The organism is Duffyella sp. Ts4, assembly GCF_051851875.1.
GTDB lineage: Bacteria > Pseudomonadota > Gammaproteobacteria > Enterobacterales > Enterobacteriaceae > Duffyella > Duffyella gerundensis.
Map to the genome: position 1 here is coordinate 155,652 of NZ_JBLYPN010000003.1, position 15,584 is coordinate 171,235.

Sequence of the window (15,584 nt, forward strand, 5' to 3'; positions counted from 1 at the left end):
GATAATTAGGCTAAACTTCGCTTTAATTGTGCCATGAAGGAACAAATAGGTTTTGAAAGACTCACAGGTTTAATTGCATTCGCTCGTGCTGGCGTTCTCGGCAGCTACACTGCGGCTGCCCGTTCCCTGTCAGTTTCACCTTCAGCAATCAGTAAGAGCATCCAGCGGCTGGAGACGCAACTTGGCATTACCCTGTTTACCCGAACGACACGTTCGCTGGTTTTAACCGCAGAAGGCCGTGAGCTTCACGAGCGGGCGTTACGATTGCTTCAGGATGCAGACGAGATTGAGCAGATAGCGAAACGCGCGCGTGCGGAGCCCGCAGGTACACTAAGTATTGCGGCGTCATATCCAATCGGTCTGCATATGATTGCGCCTGCACTTCCGCAATTCTGCGCGCTTTATCCAAAAGTGAAAATTGACTTGCGGTTGAGCGACCGCGTAATCAGTATCGTGGATGAGAGCATTGATATTGCCATCCGACTTGGCGATCTTGACGATTCAAATCTTCTGTCGCGCCGTCTCTCGCCGTACCGGCTGGGGTGTTACGCCTCGCCTGAATATCTTGCCAATAGCTCTACCCCTGAAAATCCAAGCGACCTCATGAGCCATAAAACGGTAAACCTGCGTTATCAACATACAGGGCAGCTTTTTCGCTGGCCTTTTCAGGTTGGGGAACGAGAGAAAGAGATTTTGCCATCGTCCGATGTTGTTGTTGATGCAAGCGAAGCCGTACTGGTCTTAGTTGCTGCAGGAGGCGGAATAGGAATGGCGACGAGTTTTATGGCTGATTCATGGGTAAAGAACAAAAGACTGGTTCCGATACTGACCGATTTCGCAGTTGAGCGGCATAATATTACGGCACTCTGGCATGAAAGCCGGCGGTCTAATCCAGCTGTTCGTGCGTTACTGGATCATCTTATTGATTATTATTAGGCGAGCTTAGAGTTACGGGGCTATCTCTATATTCTCATTGCAGCCCGCAGCAATGGTTTTGGGTCTGCCAGTATTATTCGCCATGTGACTACAGCAGGCATACATTCTGCTCGTTCGGGCTGGTCGTGTCACCAACACCTCATCCTTAGGGCCGTTGCGTCTGTTCAAGGTGGGGCGCTGAGATGGTGCTTAATACCTTCTCCACGACGATGGCCGGGTATTACCGAAATATGAACTGCTCCCGTTTACAACATAACACTATGCCAACAACGTCCGCTTCTGGCTCATAGTGGACATCGGAATCACGCAATGTCCGCTATGAGCGATAAGCGGACAATGCGTTGAGACCTTTATCCTATATGTTTATAGCGATAACTTTGGTCAGGAAGCACCCACCTCAATATTGGATTTAGATAAATGGATTTGCCAAACGAGGATTTGGGATGGAAAATTCGCTTATCAAACTGTGTTAAGTGGGACTTAATGAATGAAAACCGATCTGTTTATTTCATACGCTTGGACTTCAGACGTCCATAGGGAATGGGTTAGATTAATCGCAAGTCATCTCGACCATATTGGTTATACGGTTAAAATCGATGAATCTGTAAGGTATGGTTCAAGCTTAAGTGGTTTCATGCGAGAGGTTATCGAATCCGATCATGTACTGTTGATTGTCGATGAAAACTATGTCGAACGAGCTAACAATAATCCGAATTCAGGGGTTGGTATCGAGAACAAATGGATAAGTGAAGCTTTTATAACCAAACCAAGCACATGGTTATCGGTGATCTTTGTTCGAAACCCTAAGCGGAAATTACCTAACTGGCTTGAGGAGCATAAACCAAAGGGCTTCGACTTTAATTTTAATCCCGATATAAACGAGTTCCCTGGTTCTAAACAGATTGATGCTATTTGGCGTTGGATCGAAGGATTGCCAGCAGACAAAAAGCATGCGATTCCATTTTCGGTGCATCGTCAACGAGCTGCACGGCTCGAAAATATTGATATTCTCCGCGACCCTGCGCATTATGCGAATCCTGCACTTAAGGGACGCGAGATTTTTCGCTTCAGAGACCATCCCCACTATACGGTTGGAAATGGTGATTACCAGTTTAAAATAGTGTTTGGTGCACACTCACACAGTAGTGTTTACCTCCTTATAGATGGCGGGCTTAAAGCCGTCGGGCTGATTACAATTCCAGATTTTGATGTGCTAACTGTCGCCTCCTTCTTAACTCCTAGCCGTTATGTCACTCCGACTGTAAAACAAAAGGCTGTCCTACTAAATACCAGTGGGATTCTCTGCGTTATAACAATTGATAATGTGCAACACGAAATTAATTCAGCAGAGTATGTTCATCCACATGTGGAGTTCTCTTATGAAATATTTGAAAAGTATTAGTGAAAAATCAGGAATATATTCAATAACACTACAGTCCCTTTTTTCGAGAGGGGCCTCTCCTGGCACGAGGCGGACAGGACATGGGGAGATGACGTCAGCTCTAAGCGAGGAGCTGATGTTAGCAGGGTGGGTTCAGTACAATCATAGGAGATCCAAAGTGTGCAGACACTGACTAGATTAAAGAAAATATCATCTACGCTATATGAATATTAATAATATCTATGACGAATATCATTATACGCAGCCTCGGAAAGTTCGAATATCCGATCCAATCCGGAATGGGGTAATTCCACAACCAATCCCCGCTGAATAAGTTTATCGATCTGCATTAAAGCTATTTTATCTACAATAGATCGAGATAACTTAGGCGTTGCACCCAATAATAAATATTTATATACTTCCATAATTCTTACAATACTAAGCTCCCGATTACTATGCCTTAATTTAATAGCGCGAGTGAAACTAGGAAACGAAAACTGTCGTCCTGACATGTTAATTTCAACATGTCCACAGAACATGTTAAATAGAATTCTTCGAAGTCCTTCATCAGATGATAAATAATCTATTAATTCTTCTTGTCTCTTTTCTTGAATCCAAGTTCTAATAAAGAGCCATCCTGATAATAACGACGCGCATAATAGATAATATTGCGAGTTAGGGAGTTGTAGCCAAGGACCAATGATTGGGTTATCTTTAGCCGTATTGGGAAACGTAAAAAAGAAAGCGCTTAGCGTCGCAAATACTCCTGACCCCAATCGAGGGAGAAATGCACGGGATCGTGTATCACTCCGAACTTCTGACTTTATTAATGAAGGCGTCATACTAACAGTCTGAGTTCCTGTCGCAGTAATCACTTTAACCAAATCCATCACTTGTGACATGGGTATTAACTGTTTGCCATTTTCATCCCTAGATTTCTCAATAGACTGATTATCAATGAATTCTTTTGCTGAATTAAGGTGTTGCCATAGATTTTTTGACTCGTCATCAATAAAAATACCACTAGTGTTGTCTGGATGTATTGATGCCATTTTTCTGACTATTGCCTGGCGTAACCCATTTGGGTCACTTTCTATAACATTCGAAAACTTAAAATATGCAGCAATTTCTTTATTGTTTTTCCAGTCCATAGTAATTCTGCCCAATGAAGTAAAATATAAAATTTTATTTTTTTTCGTTTAGGTTGAGTTTTAATTAACAAAAGCATTAATGCTAAATCAAACGATAGTTTGCAATGACAATATAAGCGCTTTCAGTGATTTAAGCAATGCTAGGAAGTTATGAGACAGATTACGTCGCCTCCACCATAATGATTAGCGAACCGTACTATTTGCAAAGTCCGCTGTTGGCACAAAGCGGACTGACATCTGGACAAGGTCCGCTATGAGCTAAAAGCAGGAGAAAAAATCTAAGTGGAAAAGATAAATGCAAAATGCATTTATCTTTATCGCAGCTATCAAAACTATTAACGTTTAGTCTTCTTGATTCTCTTTTTTCTTTATTGCATCGCTATACCGCTGCCGCTCAACAAGGCTGGCACCTGGATCGTTCAATACATCCTTACCTTTGATATGTACGTCGTGATCTATCTCATGTTGTGGGGCATAGCTTTTATCAACTCTACCTTGTGAAGTTGCGCTCATTAAGCCAGCGTGTAATGAATTCAGTTTCTCCACATCAGAGGTTCCCATATAGGCAAGGAGAAAAGCAAAAATAAAAGTACCGTACCACACCATAGTAAAGCTGCTAATTCCATAATTGAAATCTGCAACGTTTGCCCTTGTAGCTAACAAAATCAAAAAAGAAGCTAAGACTAAGGTACGTCTCTTCCATTTATTCAATAACTTACGCGAGTATTTAACATAGTTAACCAGCGTAATCATAAAAAGGATACCAGATAATAGCATCGCCCATACTGGAAGTGACGGGGAATTGCTGACGCAATTACTTGCTATTGTAATCGCTGAAGCAACCAAAAAAATAGAAAGAACATACAAACGAATGGCAAGCCCTATTTTTTCACGTTTATCAATTTTTAATAAAAGAACCGGCAATACAACCAATGCGTTTATTGGCATTGATAAAAATATAAGATTTAGATACTGTTGCATATTGACACCCCGCCTTTGCGCTATTACAGCCCTTTAAAATAAAATTATCGCAGCTACTTCAAGAAGATATATAGCTTATTGATTATCTTCTGTCAGGAGATTCATAGCCTTCCGTAGATTAACTTATCGAACCTATAGCTATGAGCAGTAAACAAGGCTAGAGAATACTACGAAATAGTTAAAAAAGAATCAGTACTATCCATTTACCTTAGTATTTCTTCGATGCGGTGACGTGGCAATACACTTTCATCTACTCGCTATATATTGGCGTCTTGCGATGCTAGCAACGTCCGCTTCTGGCACAAAGCGGACGGAATGAGATAAACGTCCGCTATGAGTGAAGAACCGAAGTTGGCATTTTTCTCACAGATGTTTGAGCTATTGCCGATAACAAGTCAGAAAAACTAACAGCAAGGAACATAAAATGTTACATGGAAAAGCCACCTGGCTGCTTTCAACCCTAATGATGTACTCCGCAGGTGTTGGTGTGTGGTTTACTGATTTTTTTCTACAGAGAGACCGGGTTTTAAAGAATATGGTCTGGAATGACTTCGTCTTTACGCAGCGTTAAGACTTCAAAACCATCAGCGGTCACTGCTATGGTGTGTTCCCACTGAGCAGAGAGTTTTTTATCCCGGGTTACCACTGTCCAGCCGTCTTTTTTAGTCTTTATTTTGCTGTCGCCCTGATTCATCATCGGTTCGATGGTAAAAACCATTCCCGTACGCAACACTTCGCCTGTACCGGGTTTACCGTAGTGCAGCACCTGCGGTGCTTCATGCATTTCTTTGCCGATGCCGTGTCCGCAATATTCCCTGACAACGCTGTAGCCACTGCTTTCAACATGCTTCTGAATGGCATATCCGATGTCTCCCAGCGTCGCGCCTGGTTTTACCGCTTTAATGCCCAGCCACATAGCTTCCCAGCTTTTCTTCACCAGGCGGCGAGCTAAAGGAGAAACGTCGCCGATCAGGTACATTTTGCTGGAGTCAGCAATCATTCCCTCTTTCTCCAGGGTAATGTCCACGTTAACGATAGCGCCAGGCTTCAGGCACTCGTTAGCTTTAGGGATACCGTGACAAACGACTTCATTTACTGAAGTGTTTAATACGTAAGGGTAATCATATTGTCCTTTGCTGGCCGGGCGGGACTGCAACTGCTCAACAATAAATTTTTCTGCCTGATTATTAATGTCCAGGGTAGTGACGCCCGGAACAATAAATGCGTCCAGCATTTCAAAAACGGAAGCAAGTAGTGTCCCTGCATGCCGCTGACGGGCAAGTTCATCGCTGGTTTTAATGGGAATTGATGGCATTGATCACCTCCATTAAACGGTCAGAGCCTGATTTCAGCATCATCAGCTTGATTTGCTGATAGTTAAGGTCCGGGTAAAGCTCGCTCATCATACCCAGGCGGATCCAATATTCTGCTTGCGCGTTCACTGAACGCGACATGGCTTTACTGGCATCGCGGACATCTTCATGCAGCAAATCTGAAATTTTAACGATACCCATAAACATACATTCCGTAATAATACATATATGAATTGTATGTTTTTCTCAGAAAGATGTCATGGTGATTTTTGTCGTTATCATTGAGGTCTACTTCTGGCACAACATGACCTGAGGTCAGGCTGACATCTGCATTGATGCGCCTGAGATGACAGCACTATCCCAGGCACACCCTTTAGCTTTCGCTGGTCGCCATTAGCCCTTTAATCAGCAAGGTGAAGGCTGTAACGGCTTCTGTTTCTTCAAGTTGCCCACGCGTTAGCGCCACGGATAATGCTTCTCCGGCGCCGACCAGGCCAATGCAGCACTGACGTAACGCCTGAGGTCTCATGTTTGCATGTGGCGTCAGAACTGACACAAACATTGCGACGCAGTTGTCCAGAAGTTCCTGGAAAACCACTGCCTTCTCTTCGCTTCCCGCCAGCGCCGCACCTACTGCGTGAAACTCATCCGTCTTATCCGCAGCGCAGTGAATATAGGCGCTCGCCAGCATCCCTACCGTTTCCTGCTGGCTTCTGGGAGCCGCGCTCATGGCATCAGTAAATGTCCTGATGCGTTCCATATCAATCCATCTGTACAGCTGAATCAGCAACGCTGAACGCGTCGCGAAGTGATCATAAACCACGGGTTTTGAGACGCCTGCGCGCACCGCCAGATGTCCCAGAGTCAGCCTGTCTGCATTTTCCTGCCGCACGATCAGAAGCGCAGTGTCGAGCAGCTGTTGTCGTCTTTCCGCTTTCGACAATCTTCGCGCAGGCGACCTCGCAGCCGGGGCATTGTGCTCATTCATGGTATTTATCCTGTTAAACCTACTAAAAGTAGCTTGCGTGTAAATACGGTGCTATTGTTCCTACTATTGGTAGCTTATCACGTCAATAAGGAACCACGCTTATGTCATTTCATCCTGTCTTACTACTGGGCGGCTCCGGCGCTATTGGGCGCCAGACTGCCCGGGCAATTCGTACAACTTATCCTGACTTACCTTTGCTGATCGGTGGCCGTGACTTCTCCAGGGCACAGCGCGCAGCGGCAAAAATAGGAGGCGCGGAGGGGATAGAGATCGACTCGTGCTGCCCGAACCTGGGTCTTGGCGATCGAGAAGTCAGTGCGGTGGTCGTTCTCTATAAGGACTCTTCGCTGGCCACACTGCGCTTTGCTCAGTCACGCGGCGTACCGCATCTGAGTATATCTTCCGGCGTGTTTGAGATTGCTCCGGAAATCGCGAGCTTTATGAATGCCCCGGGCGCGTCGGCAGTGGTGCTGGGCTATGAGTGGCTGGTTGGGGCCACGACGGTTCCTACGCTTCATCTGAGCAAGTCGTTTAGTCAGGTAGATGAAATTCGTATCGGTGCCCTGGTCGATGAGCAGGATGTTGGCGGGCCTGCGGTCGCCGCTGATTTCGAACATCTGCATCACCTGCTGCCCGCCGCGCTCACCCGGCGCGCCGGCACCTACATATGGCGCGAAGGAAATGACACCAGGGCTACATTCCTGGCAATCGACGGCACTGAAATCGATGCCACAGGCTTCTCCTCGATCGACGTGGCTGGACTGGCAACCGCTACAGGCGCGCACACCGTTCAGTTTGATCTGGGCATGGGGGTCAGTTCAAGCCGACGCGAAGGCGGAACATTCTCAACCGAAATCATTATCGACCTTACCGGCCTCGATCACGCTGGAAAGGCGCTTCATACACGGAGTGCAGTTGTTCATCCGGGTGGAGCTGCTCCCCTGACGGGCATGGGAATTGCCCTGCTTCTTGAACGATTGATCGGGCTGGATGGAAAGCCGCCGGTTGCGCCGGGCCTCTATTTTCCTTATCAGATTCTCGATGCGGCGCACTACTTAACGCGGCTTGAGGAAGAGAACGGCCAGCTTATGCAACTGCCGCTGCGATAGCGATAAAAGTTGAAGAAACTGGCTGAAACTGTTTCAGCCAGTTTCTAAGCGCTATAAGCCAAAATCGTGCCTGTTACGTAAAGAGGACGTCGTAGAGGTTCACAACATAAGTAGCACAAACCCGGCGCAGATTTTGACGCAGTATCCCAGGGAACGCCCAGACTTCCCCTAACCTCAGCGGCGCCATCTGCTGCCAGGCAGTAATGAAGCAGATACCGCCCCGCTATCGGCATGATGTGAAAGGATTTTACGTACGGGATCGTTGAGCCTACTTAAAAGGTGCCCGCCCTTTCCCGCTAATCGGGAGTACGCGCATGGATTTTTCCTGCGCGGACGTTCAAGGATTGTCTATATTCCAGGCGGCAATATAGACAAGGCTATAAAACTTAGCAACTGTTATAATTGACTGATAAATAACACTTTTTTTAGAAGGCGTTCTGTGGCAGGATACGCGCTCTTTTGAGATGTCCGGCAGCATGCTGTGACAACAGCGACGGACCTGTCTGATGGATTATTTTGCGGTATTGATTCTGGCGTTTGGTATGTCGATGGATGCGTTTGCCGCCGCAATCGGCAAAGGCGCCGCGCTGCTTCGCCCTTCAGCGAAAGAGGTGATACGCACCGCGCTGATCTTCGGCTGCATTGAAGCGCTGACGCCGATTATCGGCTGGGGCATTGGCCTCGCCGCCAGCCGATTTATCATGAGCTGGGACCACTGGGTCGCTTTTGGCCTGCTGCTGCTGCTCGGTTTACGCATGATTCATGAAGGCGTACGCAAAGAAAATTGCGATGAGAGCGAGGTGCCGCGCCGACACAGCTTCTGGGTGCTGGTCACTACCGCCATCGCCACCAGCCTCGATGCGATGGCAGTCGGCGTTGGGCTGGCTTTCCTCAACGTCAATATCATCGCTACCGCGCTGACCATTGGTGCCACCACCACGGTGATGGCCGCCAGTGGCATGCTGTTGGGTCGCTATCTTGGCCGGGCGATTGGCAAATGGGCTGAGATCCTCGGTGGCGTGGTGTTAATCGGCATCGGCAGCTCTATTCTCATCGAACACCTCGGCCTGCTGCGCTAACGCGCCGCGGGCGGAGCCACTCATTTCTGCCAGACTGAATGTTATGACCTCAACTAAAATTTTGATTATCGCCGTGCTGTGTGCGGTTATTGCCGCTGTCGCCTGGTGGCTGACGCCTCATTACAGTGAACAGGACAAGGCGTATTACGTCTCGGTGTTCTGTACCGTTCGCCACGATGACAGCAGCCGCTTTGAACACGACATGCGCGCGGTGATTGAAGGCGGTAATTCCGATTACGCCCTGAAGAAAACCACTTATAACCCGTCGCTTGGTGACCGCATCGCTGCCAGCTGGCAGGCCCTGCCGCCTGCGGATAAACAGGCCGCCGGACAGGGTAATGGCCGCTGTCAGCAGATTATGACAGCGCAGCTGGCACGCTGACCATCGGGAGCAGCCGCATGCTGAAAGAGAATTTTAACGATCTCTGGTATCTCATCGTGGTTGCCCGTGAACGCAGCTTTACCCGCGCCGCTGCCAAACTGGGCGTATCGCAGTCGGCGCTGAGCCATGCGATACGCGGTCTCGAAGAGCGGCTTGGCGTGCGATTGCTCACCCGTACCACACGCAGCGTTGCGCCGACCGATGCCGGAGAAACCCTGATTGCCAGCATCGGCCCGCGCTTTGATCAGATTGAAACCGATCTGGTGGCGCTAACCGACCGCCGCGATCGGGTCGCCGGCACCCTGCGCATTACCGCCGGTGAACACGCCTTATCCTCTACCCTCTGGCCGCTGCTTAAGCCCTTTCTCAAAGCCTGGCCCGACGTCAACATTGAGCTGACCACCGACAATACGCTCACCGACATCGTTAACGATCGCTTTGACGCAGGCGTCAGGCTGGGCGATCAAATTGCCCGCGATATGGTCGCTGTGCGCATCGGCCCGGACTGGCGCATGGTAGTGGTTGGCGCGCCCGATTATTTTGCCGTCCAGGGTAAACCTGAAACGCCTACGGATCTGCAGCAGCATCGCTGCATCAACATGCGGCTGCCCACACACGGCGGCGTCTATCCGTGGGAATTTTCCCGCGATGACCAGCAGATTCGCATACGGGTGGAAGGCCAGCTGATCTTCAACAACCTCAATGCGCGCGTGGAAGCGGCCATCGCTGGTTTAGGCTTAGCCTATGTGCCCGAAGATTGCGTCAGCGAGGCGGTCGCCACAGGCACGCTGGTAAAGGTGCTGGACGCATGGTGCGAGCCGTTTAGCGGCTATCATCTCTATTATCCCAGCCGAAAACAGCACACCGCCGCTTTTGCGCACCTGCTCAATGCCGTGCGCTGGCAGCCGTAAAAAAAGGGCTACCGGCCGCAGCCGATAACCCTTTTCCCTGCGCCAGCGCGCAATCAGACTTCTGTCACTACCACGTCAGGCTTGGCTGGCGTTGGCGAAACTGCCCACCAGCGACGCATCATAAAGGCGACCCATAACAGCGCAGCCAGCGCCGGAACGGCACCCGCATAGCCAATGGACGCCATCGAGTTGGTGGTGCTGATTTTGTTACCCAGCAGCGCACCGGCGCCGATACCGATATTAAAGATGCCGGAGAACAGCGCCATCGCCACATCGGTAGCGTCATGCGCCAGGCGCAGCACTTTCATCTGCATGCTCATGCCAATCATCATAAACGCCATGCCCCACAGCATCGCCAACATCACCATAGTGCTCTGGCTGGCGGCTGCCGAACGCAGCAGCATCAGGCTGACAAACAGCATGCCGATAGCGGTAACCAGCACCAGCGACAGTTTGTTCTCACCGTATTTGCTGAAGATCAGGCTGCCCACAATGCCCGAAGCGCCCAATACCAGCAGCAGCAGCGTGGCAAAACCTTCGCTCAGGTGTGCGACATTCACGACAAACGGCTCAATGTAAGTGAAGGCGGTAAAGTGCGCCGCCACCACGGTAACCGCCAGCACGTACAGACCCAGCAACGCCGGGCGACGCAGAATTGACGGCAGGCTTTTCAGCGAGCCACCGTGCTCTGCCACCACACGCGGCATGGTTTTCACGATCAGCCAGAGCAGCATAAAGGCCGCCGCGCCGATGAGCAGGAAGGTGGTGCGCCAGCCGAAGCTCTGACCGATAATGCGGCCCAGCGGCAAGCCCAGCACCGAGGCCAGCGCGGTAGCGGTAGCCAGCAGGCTCAGCGCTTTTGCCTGACAGCCCGCGGGTGCCAGCCGTGCCGCTAACGACGCGGTGATCGACCAGAACAGCGCATGCGACAGCGCGACGCCAGCGCGGCTTATCAGCAGCACATCAAAGTTCCACGCGAAGTAAGAGAGCAGATGGCTGGCCGAGAACACCGTAAAGATGCCAATCAGCAACGCCCGACGGTCGATGCGGCTGGTCATCAGCATCAGCGGCAGTGACATCAACGCCACAATCCAGGCGTAGACCGTCATCAGCATACCGGCCTGAGAAGTAGCCATATCAAAGCTGCCGCCTATATCAGAAAGCAACCCCACCGGAATGTATTCCGTGGTGTTGAAGATAAACGCGGCGACAGCCAGAGTGAAAACACGAGACCATGCGGTTTTGCGAGAAACTGAATTCATATATCACCCGCGAAGCTGGTTGCGAAAAAAATGAAGCGCCAGATTCTAAAGCCGGATGAGTTGAATGCAACAGAAGTGTGATATTTATCGCATTTTTCGACAATTTAAGTTGTTTTTTTAGCCAACTTAGTCATTGAGGTAAACTATTGGCCTGCTAATGCCAGCAATATTCACTGTACAAAGCGATAGCCCACCCCGTTTTCGGTGATGAAATGCTGCGGCTGAGCAGAGCTGTTTTCCAGCTTTTGCCGTAAATGTCCCATATAAATACGCAGATACTGGCTGTTGTGGTCGGCGTTTGGCCCCCAGATCTGCCGCAGGATATGTTTTTGCGTCAGCACTTTACCGGGATGGGTGATCATCAGCGCCAGCAGGCGGAATTCGGTCGGCGTCAGATGCACCAGTTCGCCCGCGCGGGTGACCAGCGAGGTGGTGAGATTAACGCTGATGTCACCGAAGGCGATTTCCTGTGGCTTGTCGGTTTCATGACGTCGTAGCGCCACGCGCACGCGCGCCTGCAGTTCACCCATGCCAAAGGGTTTACAGAGAAAGTCATCAGCGCCGGCATCCAGCGCCTGAATCTTATCGTCCTCGTCGGTGCGGGCAGAGAGCACGATAATCGGCCGATCGCTCCACAGGCGGAACTGCCGAATAAACGACATGCCGTCGCCGTCGGGCAAACCGAGATCGAGGATCACTAAATCGGGACGACGCGCGGCCGCGGTAGTCAACCCATGTGCCAGCGTATCCGCTTCATACACTTTGGTCTCACCCTCTTTTTCCAGTGCCTGACGCAAAAATCGACAAATTTGTTTTTCATCATCGATTACCAGCAACGTTTTCATACCCTTCCCTCTTCCGGGTGCAGCGCCGTTTCAGGCAATGATAACGGCAATCTTACTGAAAAACAGGCGCCGCCCTGTGGTCGATTGACGACGCTGATTTCACCCTGATGCATGCCGACGATGGCGCGACAAATTGCCAGACCGATACCGACGCCAGGAATCGAGGATTCGCTGTTGCCACGGGTAAATTTGTCAAACACCAGCTGCTCCATGCCGACAGGCACACCGGGCCCGCTGTCCCAAAAATTCAGGATCAGCGTCTGGCCATCGACCTTCGCCTCAATGCCAATGTCGGCATCGGGTCCGCTGTACTTTACCGCGTTCTCCAGCAGGTTCACAAATACCCGCTCCAGCAGTGGGCCGTCGGCGCGAAACAGCACCATCTCTTCCGGCAGCTGGAGCTGCACCTGACGATCGCCGAGCATTGACGCCTGCGAACGCAGCGTGCTGCCGATGATCTCATCCAGCGCCAGCCAATCCATGCGCAGGTGAAATCCATCCGCCTCTATGCGTGCCATATCGAGAATATTGTTCACCAGCCGGATAGTACTTAACGTCTGCTGACGAATGGCGTCGGCCTGCGACGCATAGGGTGACTGGTCAGTGGCGAGATCGAGCATTAAGATCTCCGCCTGACTGAACAGCACGGTCAGCGGCGTGCGCAAATCGTGCGAGAGCGCGGCGAGCAGCGAATTGCGCAGCTCCTCCCTTTCCACCAGCAGCCGCGAATGCTGTTCACGGCGCGTCAGTTCCAGCCGGTCCAGCGCGCCGGCGATCAGCACGACAAAGGTTTCCAGCAGGCGTTGCTGTTCGGGAATGAGCAGCGAGCCGCCTTCGGTTTCGGCGATCAGCAATCCCAGCGTTTCGCCGGAGGCGATCAGCGGCACGATGGTATAGGGCACGCCGGGCAAGGTGTCGGTGCCTGCGCCTGCGATTTGCCCGTTATGCGAACTCCACTGCAGAAAGGCGGGCTCCGGCAGCGTGTTGAGCTGTTTCTGTTCCGGTGCGATAAAGTTGCCCTGCTTATCCGGCAGCCAGATTTCGCAACGCGCCACCAGCGCGGCGCTGACCACCGGCTGGCACACCGCCGGAATATCCTGCGGCACGCGTACACGGCTAAGTTCACGCGCCATCTCATACAGATAACGGGCGCGCTTTTCACGATAACGCGCCACCCGCGCCTGATAGCGCATGCCCGCGGTGAGATTGCCGGTGATCACGCCCACGGTCAGCATGACCGCAAAGGTCACCAGATATTGCGAGTCAGTGACCGCAAACGAGCCGGTGGGCGCGATGAATACCAGATCGAAGGCGACGATGTTGAGCAGCGCGGCGACCACCGACGGCAGACGGCCAAAGGTCATGGCGATCAGCACCACGCCCAGTAAATAGATCATCACGAAGTTAATTGGCGAGAAGCCCGGCAGCAGCCACTGACAGCCGACGGTGATCAACGCACAAAGCGCCGCAGCGGCCAGCGATCCGCGTAGCTGACGCTGCCATTTACTGCGCACCGGCACCGCTTTCAGCGGACCCACCGCCGCGGCATCATCCATCGCCACGATCAGCAGATCGAGTTCCGGCCCATGCTGGCTGAGGCGCTGGGTAAAATCTTTGCTGAGACGCCAGCGACGTTTTGGCGCACGGCCAAGAATCACCTTGCCGAGATTGTGTTCACGGGCGTAACGCACCACCGCATCCGCTTCGTCACTGTCGGAAAGCGTGGCGGTTTGTGCGCCCATGCTCTGCGCCAGTTGTAAGGTCGCCAGCACGGCACGACGGCGCGCCTGCCCCTGATGATATAAAGAAGGCGTTTCCACGGTGATGGCATGCCATTCGCAACCCAGCCGCGTGGCCAGCCGCGCGGCAACGCGCACCAGCTTTTCGCTGCCGCGACGGCCGCTCAGGCAGAGCAGAATGGCATCGTGGGTATGCCATACTTTCTCTTCATGACGCTGACCATCGCGCCAGCTGCGGATCTGATCGTCCACCCGTTCGGCGGTGCGCCGCAGCGCCAGCTCACGCAGCGCAAACAGATTGCCCTTGCGGAAAAAGTTTTCGATGGCGCGCTCGGCGCGATCGCCCACGTAAACCTTGCCCTCTTTCAGCCGTTGCAGCAGATCGTCCGGTGGCAGATCGACCAGTACAATGTCCGCGGCTGAATCAAAAAAAGGATCGGGCACGGTTTCCCGTACCCGAATGCCGGTGACGCCGCTGACCACATCATTCAGGCTTTCCAGATGCTGCACGTTGACCGTGGTCAGCACGTCGATACCGGCGTCGAGCAGCTCTTCAATGTCCTGCCAGCGCTTGGGATGGCGTGCGCCGCGCGGATTGGAATAGGCCAGTTCGTCCATTAATAGCACCGCCGGATGGCGCGCCAGCGCGGCATCGAGATCGAAGGCGCTGCTGCTGCCGCGACGCGGTAAATATTCCAGCCCTTCCAGCAGTGCGGCGGTTTCCTGGCGGTTATGGGTTTCCACCACGCCAATCAACACATCCAGCCCCTGCGCCCGCAGCCGCCGCGCCTCCTGCAACATCGCCCAGGTTTTGCCCACGCCCGCGCAGGCGCCGAAATAGATTTTCAGCTTTCCCCGGCGAGCGCTGTCCGCCTGCGCCAGCAGCAGATCGGGATCGGGACGCAGCGGTTCATCAACCATCGTTATTCCTTAATGCTTATCCAGGGCGTCCAGCGCCATATTAAGTTGCAGCACGTTAACCACCGGTTCGCCGATAAAGCGCATCAGCGGCTGCGTGGTGGATTGCGCGATCAGTCGTGCCACCACGTCGGTCGGCAGCTGGCGCGCCTGCGCCACACGCGGCAGTTGCCACTGCGCCGCTGCCGGTGAAATATCGGGATCGAGGCCGCTGGCCGACGCGGTAATCAGATCGGTAGGGATGGCACCAGTGGCCTGCGGATTAGCGGCACGCAGCGCGCTGACCCGCTGGCGAATCGCCTCATCCAGCGCCGGATTACTCGCGGCGAGGTTGCTGCCCGATGAGGCCAACGCATTATACGGCTTTTCCCCGGCTGCCGATGGGCGACCGTGAAAATAGTCCGCGCGCGTGAACTCCTGCCCAATCAGCCGCGAGCCGCGTGCTTCTCCCTGCTGGATCAGCAGCGATCCCTGCGCCGCATTTTGAAACCACAGGTTGCCCAGCAGCGTGGTGAGCAGCGGATAGGCGACGCCGGTGAGCAGCGTTAGCAGTACGAAAACAGAAACCGCAGGACGTAAAGCATTCATC

The 15,584-nt window shown here is 52.1% G+C and carries 15 protein-coding genes; 6 read left to right on the forward strand and 9 right to left on the reverse strand.

Annotated features, from left to right (window positions below; translation table 11 throughout):
* Positions 1 to 33: 33 nt before the first annotated feature.
* A complete protein-coding gene (locus ACJY2L_RS06110; protein WP_439213224.1) occupies positions 34 to 936 on the forward strand; it encodes a LysR substrate-binding domain-containing protein in 903 nt (300 codons plus the stop codon).
* Between the two features lie 487 nt (positions 937 to 1,423).
* Positions 1,424 to 2,338 (forward strand): toll/interleukin-1 receptor domain-containing protein, encoded by a 915-nt coding sequence (locus ACJY2L_RS06115; protein ID WP_439213225.1) that lies wholly within the window; start codon positions 1,424 to 1,426, stop codon positions 2,336 to 2,338.
* Positions 2,339 to 2,547: 209 nt separating this feature from the next.
* Here the strand turns inward: ACJY2L_RS06115 and ACJY2L_RS06120 are convergent, their stop codons facing one another.
* From ACJY2L_RS06120 to ACJY2L_RS06140, 5 genes are all read right to left on the reverse strand, one after another.
* Positions 2,548 to 3,468, reverse strand: coding sequence for a hypothetical protein (locus tag ACJY2L_RS06120; protein WP_439213226.1), 921 nt, complete (start codon positions 3,466 to 3,468; stop codon positions 2,548 to 2,550).
* A gap of 342 nt (positions 3,469 to 3,810) precedes the next feature.
* On the reverse strand, positions 3,811 to 4,449 hold the full coding sequence (locus tag ACJY2L_RS06125; RefSeq protein ID WP_439213227.1) for a hypothetical protein: 639 nt from the start codon (positions 4,447 to 4,449) through the stop codon (positions 3,811 to 3,813).
* A gap of 526 nt (positions 4,450 to 4,975) precedes the next feature.
* A complete protein-coding gene (gene map, locus ACJY2L_RS06130; RefSeq protein ID WP_439213228.1) occupies positions 4,976 to 5,764 on the reverse strand; it encodes a type I methionyl aminopeptidase in 789 nt (262 codons plus the stop codon).
* On the reverse strand, positions 5,745 to 5,963 hold the full coding sequence (locus ACJY2L_RS06135; RefSeq protein ID WP_034950480.1) for a ParD-like family protein: 219 nt from the start codon (positions 5,961 to 5,963) through the stop codon (positions 5,745 to 5,747). The genes map and ACJY2L_RS06135 overlap by 20 nt, the downstream gene beginning before the upstream one ends.
* Before the next feature lie 172 nt (positions 5,964 to 6,135).
* Positions 6,136 to 6,750 carry a TetR/AcrR family transcriptional regulator gene (locus ACJY2L_RS06140; RefSeq protein ID WP_439213229.1) on the reverse strand — a complete coding sequence of 205 codons (615 nt, stop codon included), beginning with the start codon at positions 6,748 to 6,750 and terminating at the stop codon, positions 6,136 to 6,138.
* A 101-nt stretch (positions 6,751 to 6,851) separates the two neighbouring features.
* Between ACJY2L_RS06140 and ACJY2L_RS06145 the strand changes: the two genes are divergently transcribed.
* The 4 genes from ACJY2L_RS06145 (at position 6,852) to ACJY2L_RS06160 (ending at position 10,231) form a co-directional block, all read left to right on the forward strand.
* Complete coding sequence (locus ACJY2L_RS06145) at positions 6,852 to 7,859, forward strand: NAD(P)-dependent oxidoreductase (RefSeq protein WP_439213230.1); 1,008 nt, start codon at positions 6,852 to 6,854, stop codon at positions 7,857 to 7,859.
* A gap of 506 nt (positions 7,860 to 8,365) precedes the next feature.
* Positions 8,366 to 8,938, forward strand: a complete 573-nt coding sequence (gene mntP / locus ACJY2L_RS06150; protein WP_067436647.1) for a manganese efflux pump MntP — start codon at positions 8,366 to 8,368, stop codon at positions 8,936 to 8,938.
* 43 nt (positions 8,939 to 8,981) lie between these two features.
* A complete protein-coding gene (locus ACJY2L_RS06155; RefSeq protein ID WP_187485292.1) occupies positions 8,982 to 9,320 on the forward strand; it encodes a hypothetical protein in 339 nt (112 codons plus the stop codon).
* Between the two features lie 17 nt (positions 9,321 to 9,337).
* Positions 9,338 to 10,231 (forward strand): LysR family transcriptional regulator, encoded by an 894-nt coding sequence (locus tag ACJY2L_RS06160; protein ID WP_439213231.1) that lies wholly within the window; start codon positions 9,338 to 9,340, stop codon positions 10,229 to 10,231.
* 53 nt (positions 10,232 to 10,284) lie between these two features.
* Here the strand turns inward: ACJY2L_RS06160 and ACJY2L_RS06165 are convergent, their stop codons facing one another.
* The 4 genes from ACJY2L_RS06165 to kdpC form a co-directional block, all read right to left on the reverse strand.
* Positions 10,285 to 11,493 (reverse strand): sugar transporter, encoded by a 1,209-nt coding sequence (locus ACJY2L_RS06165; protein WP_439213232.1) that lies wholly within the window; start codon positions 11,491 to 11,493, stop codon positions 10,285 to 10,287.
* 170 nt (positions 11,494 to 11,663) lie between these two features.
* Positions 11,664 to 12,338, reverse strand: a complete 675-nt coding sequence (kdpE, locus tag ACJY2L_RS06170) for a two-component system response regulator KdpE (RefSeq protein ID WP_439213233.1) — start codon at positions 12,336 to 12,338, stop codon at positions 11,664 to 11,666.
* A complete protein-coding gene (gene kdpD / locus ACJY2L_RS06175) occupies positions 12,335 to 14,998 on the reverse strand; it encodes a two-component system sensor histidine kinase KdpD (RefSeq protein WP_439213234.1) in 2,664 nt (887 codons plus the stop codon). Before kdpD ends, kdpE begins: the two co-directional genes overlap by 4 nt.
* A 9-nt stretch (positions 14,999 to 15,007) precedes the next feature.
* Complete coding sequence (gene kdpC / locus ACJY2L_RS06180; protein ID WP_439213497.1) at positions 15,008 to 15,583, reverse strand: potassium-transporting ATPase subunit KdpC; 576 nt, start codon at positions 15,581 to 15,583, stop codon at positions 15,008 to 15,010.
* Position 15,584 lies beyond the last annotated feature (1 nt).

Coding starts and splice junctions, on each gene's coding strand:
- ACJY2L_RS06110 (WP_439213224.1), top strand. CDS start 34: ATGAAGGAACAAATAGGTTTTGAAAGACTCACAGGTTTAATTGCATTC.
- ACJY2L_RS06115 (WP_439213225.1), top strand. CDS start 1,424: ATGAAAACCGATCTGTTTATTTCATACGCTTGGACTTCAGACGTCCAT.
- ACJY2L_RS06120 (WP_439213226.1), bottom strand. CDS start 3,468: ATGGACTGGAAAAACAATAAAGAAATTGCTGCATATTTTAAGTTTTCG.
- ACJY2L_RS06125 (WP_439213227.1), bottom strand. CDS start 4,449: ATGCAACAGTATCTAAATCTTATATTTTTATCAATGCCAATAAACGCA.
- map (WP_439213228.1), bottom strand. CDS start 5,764: ATGCCATCAATTCCCATTAAAACCAGCGATGAACTTGCCCGTCAGCGG.
- ACJY2L_RS06135 (WP_034950480.1), bottom strand. CDS start 5,963: ATGGGTATCGTTAAAATTTCAGATTTGCTGCATGAAGATGTCCGCGAT.
- ACJY2L_RS06140 (WP_439213229.1), bottom strand. CDS start 6,750: ATGAATGAGCACAATGCCCCGGCTGCGAGGTCGCCTGCGCGAAGATTG.
- ACJY2L_RS06145 (WP_439213230.1), top strand. CDS start 6,852: ATGTCATTTCATCCTGTCTTACTACTGGGCGGCTCCGGCGCTATTGGG.
- mntP (WP_067436647.1), top strand. CDS start 8,366: ATGGATTATTTTGCGGTATTGATTCTGGCGTTTGGTATGTCGATGGAT.
- ACJY2L_RS06155 (WP_187485292.1), top strand. CDS start 8,982: ATGACCTCAACTAAAATTTTGATTATCGCCGTGCTGTGTGCGGTTATT.
- ACJY2L_RS06160 (WP_439213231.1), top strand. CDS start 9,338: ATGCTGAAAGAGAATTTTAACGATCTCTGGTATCTCATCGTGGTTGCC.
- ACJY2L_RS06165 (WP_439213232.1), bottom strand. CDS start 11,493: ATGAATTCAGTTTCTCGCAAAACCGCATGGTCTCGTGTTTTCACTCTG.
- kdpE (WP_439213233.1), bottom strand. CDS start 12,338: ATGAAAACGTTGCTGGTAATCGATGATGAAAAACAAATTTGTCGATTT.
- kdpD (WP_439213234.1), bottom strand. CDS start 14,998: ATGGTTGATGAACCGCTGCGTCCCGATCCCGATCTGCTGCTGGCGCAG.
- kdpC (WP_439213497.1), bottom strand. CDS start 15,583: ATGAATGCTTTACGTCCTGCGGTTTCTGTTTTCGTACTGCTAACGCTG.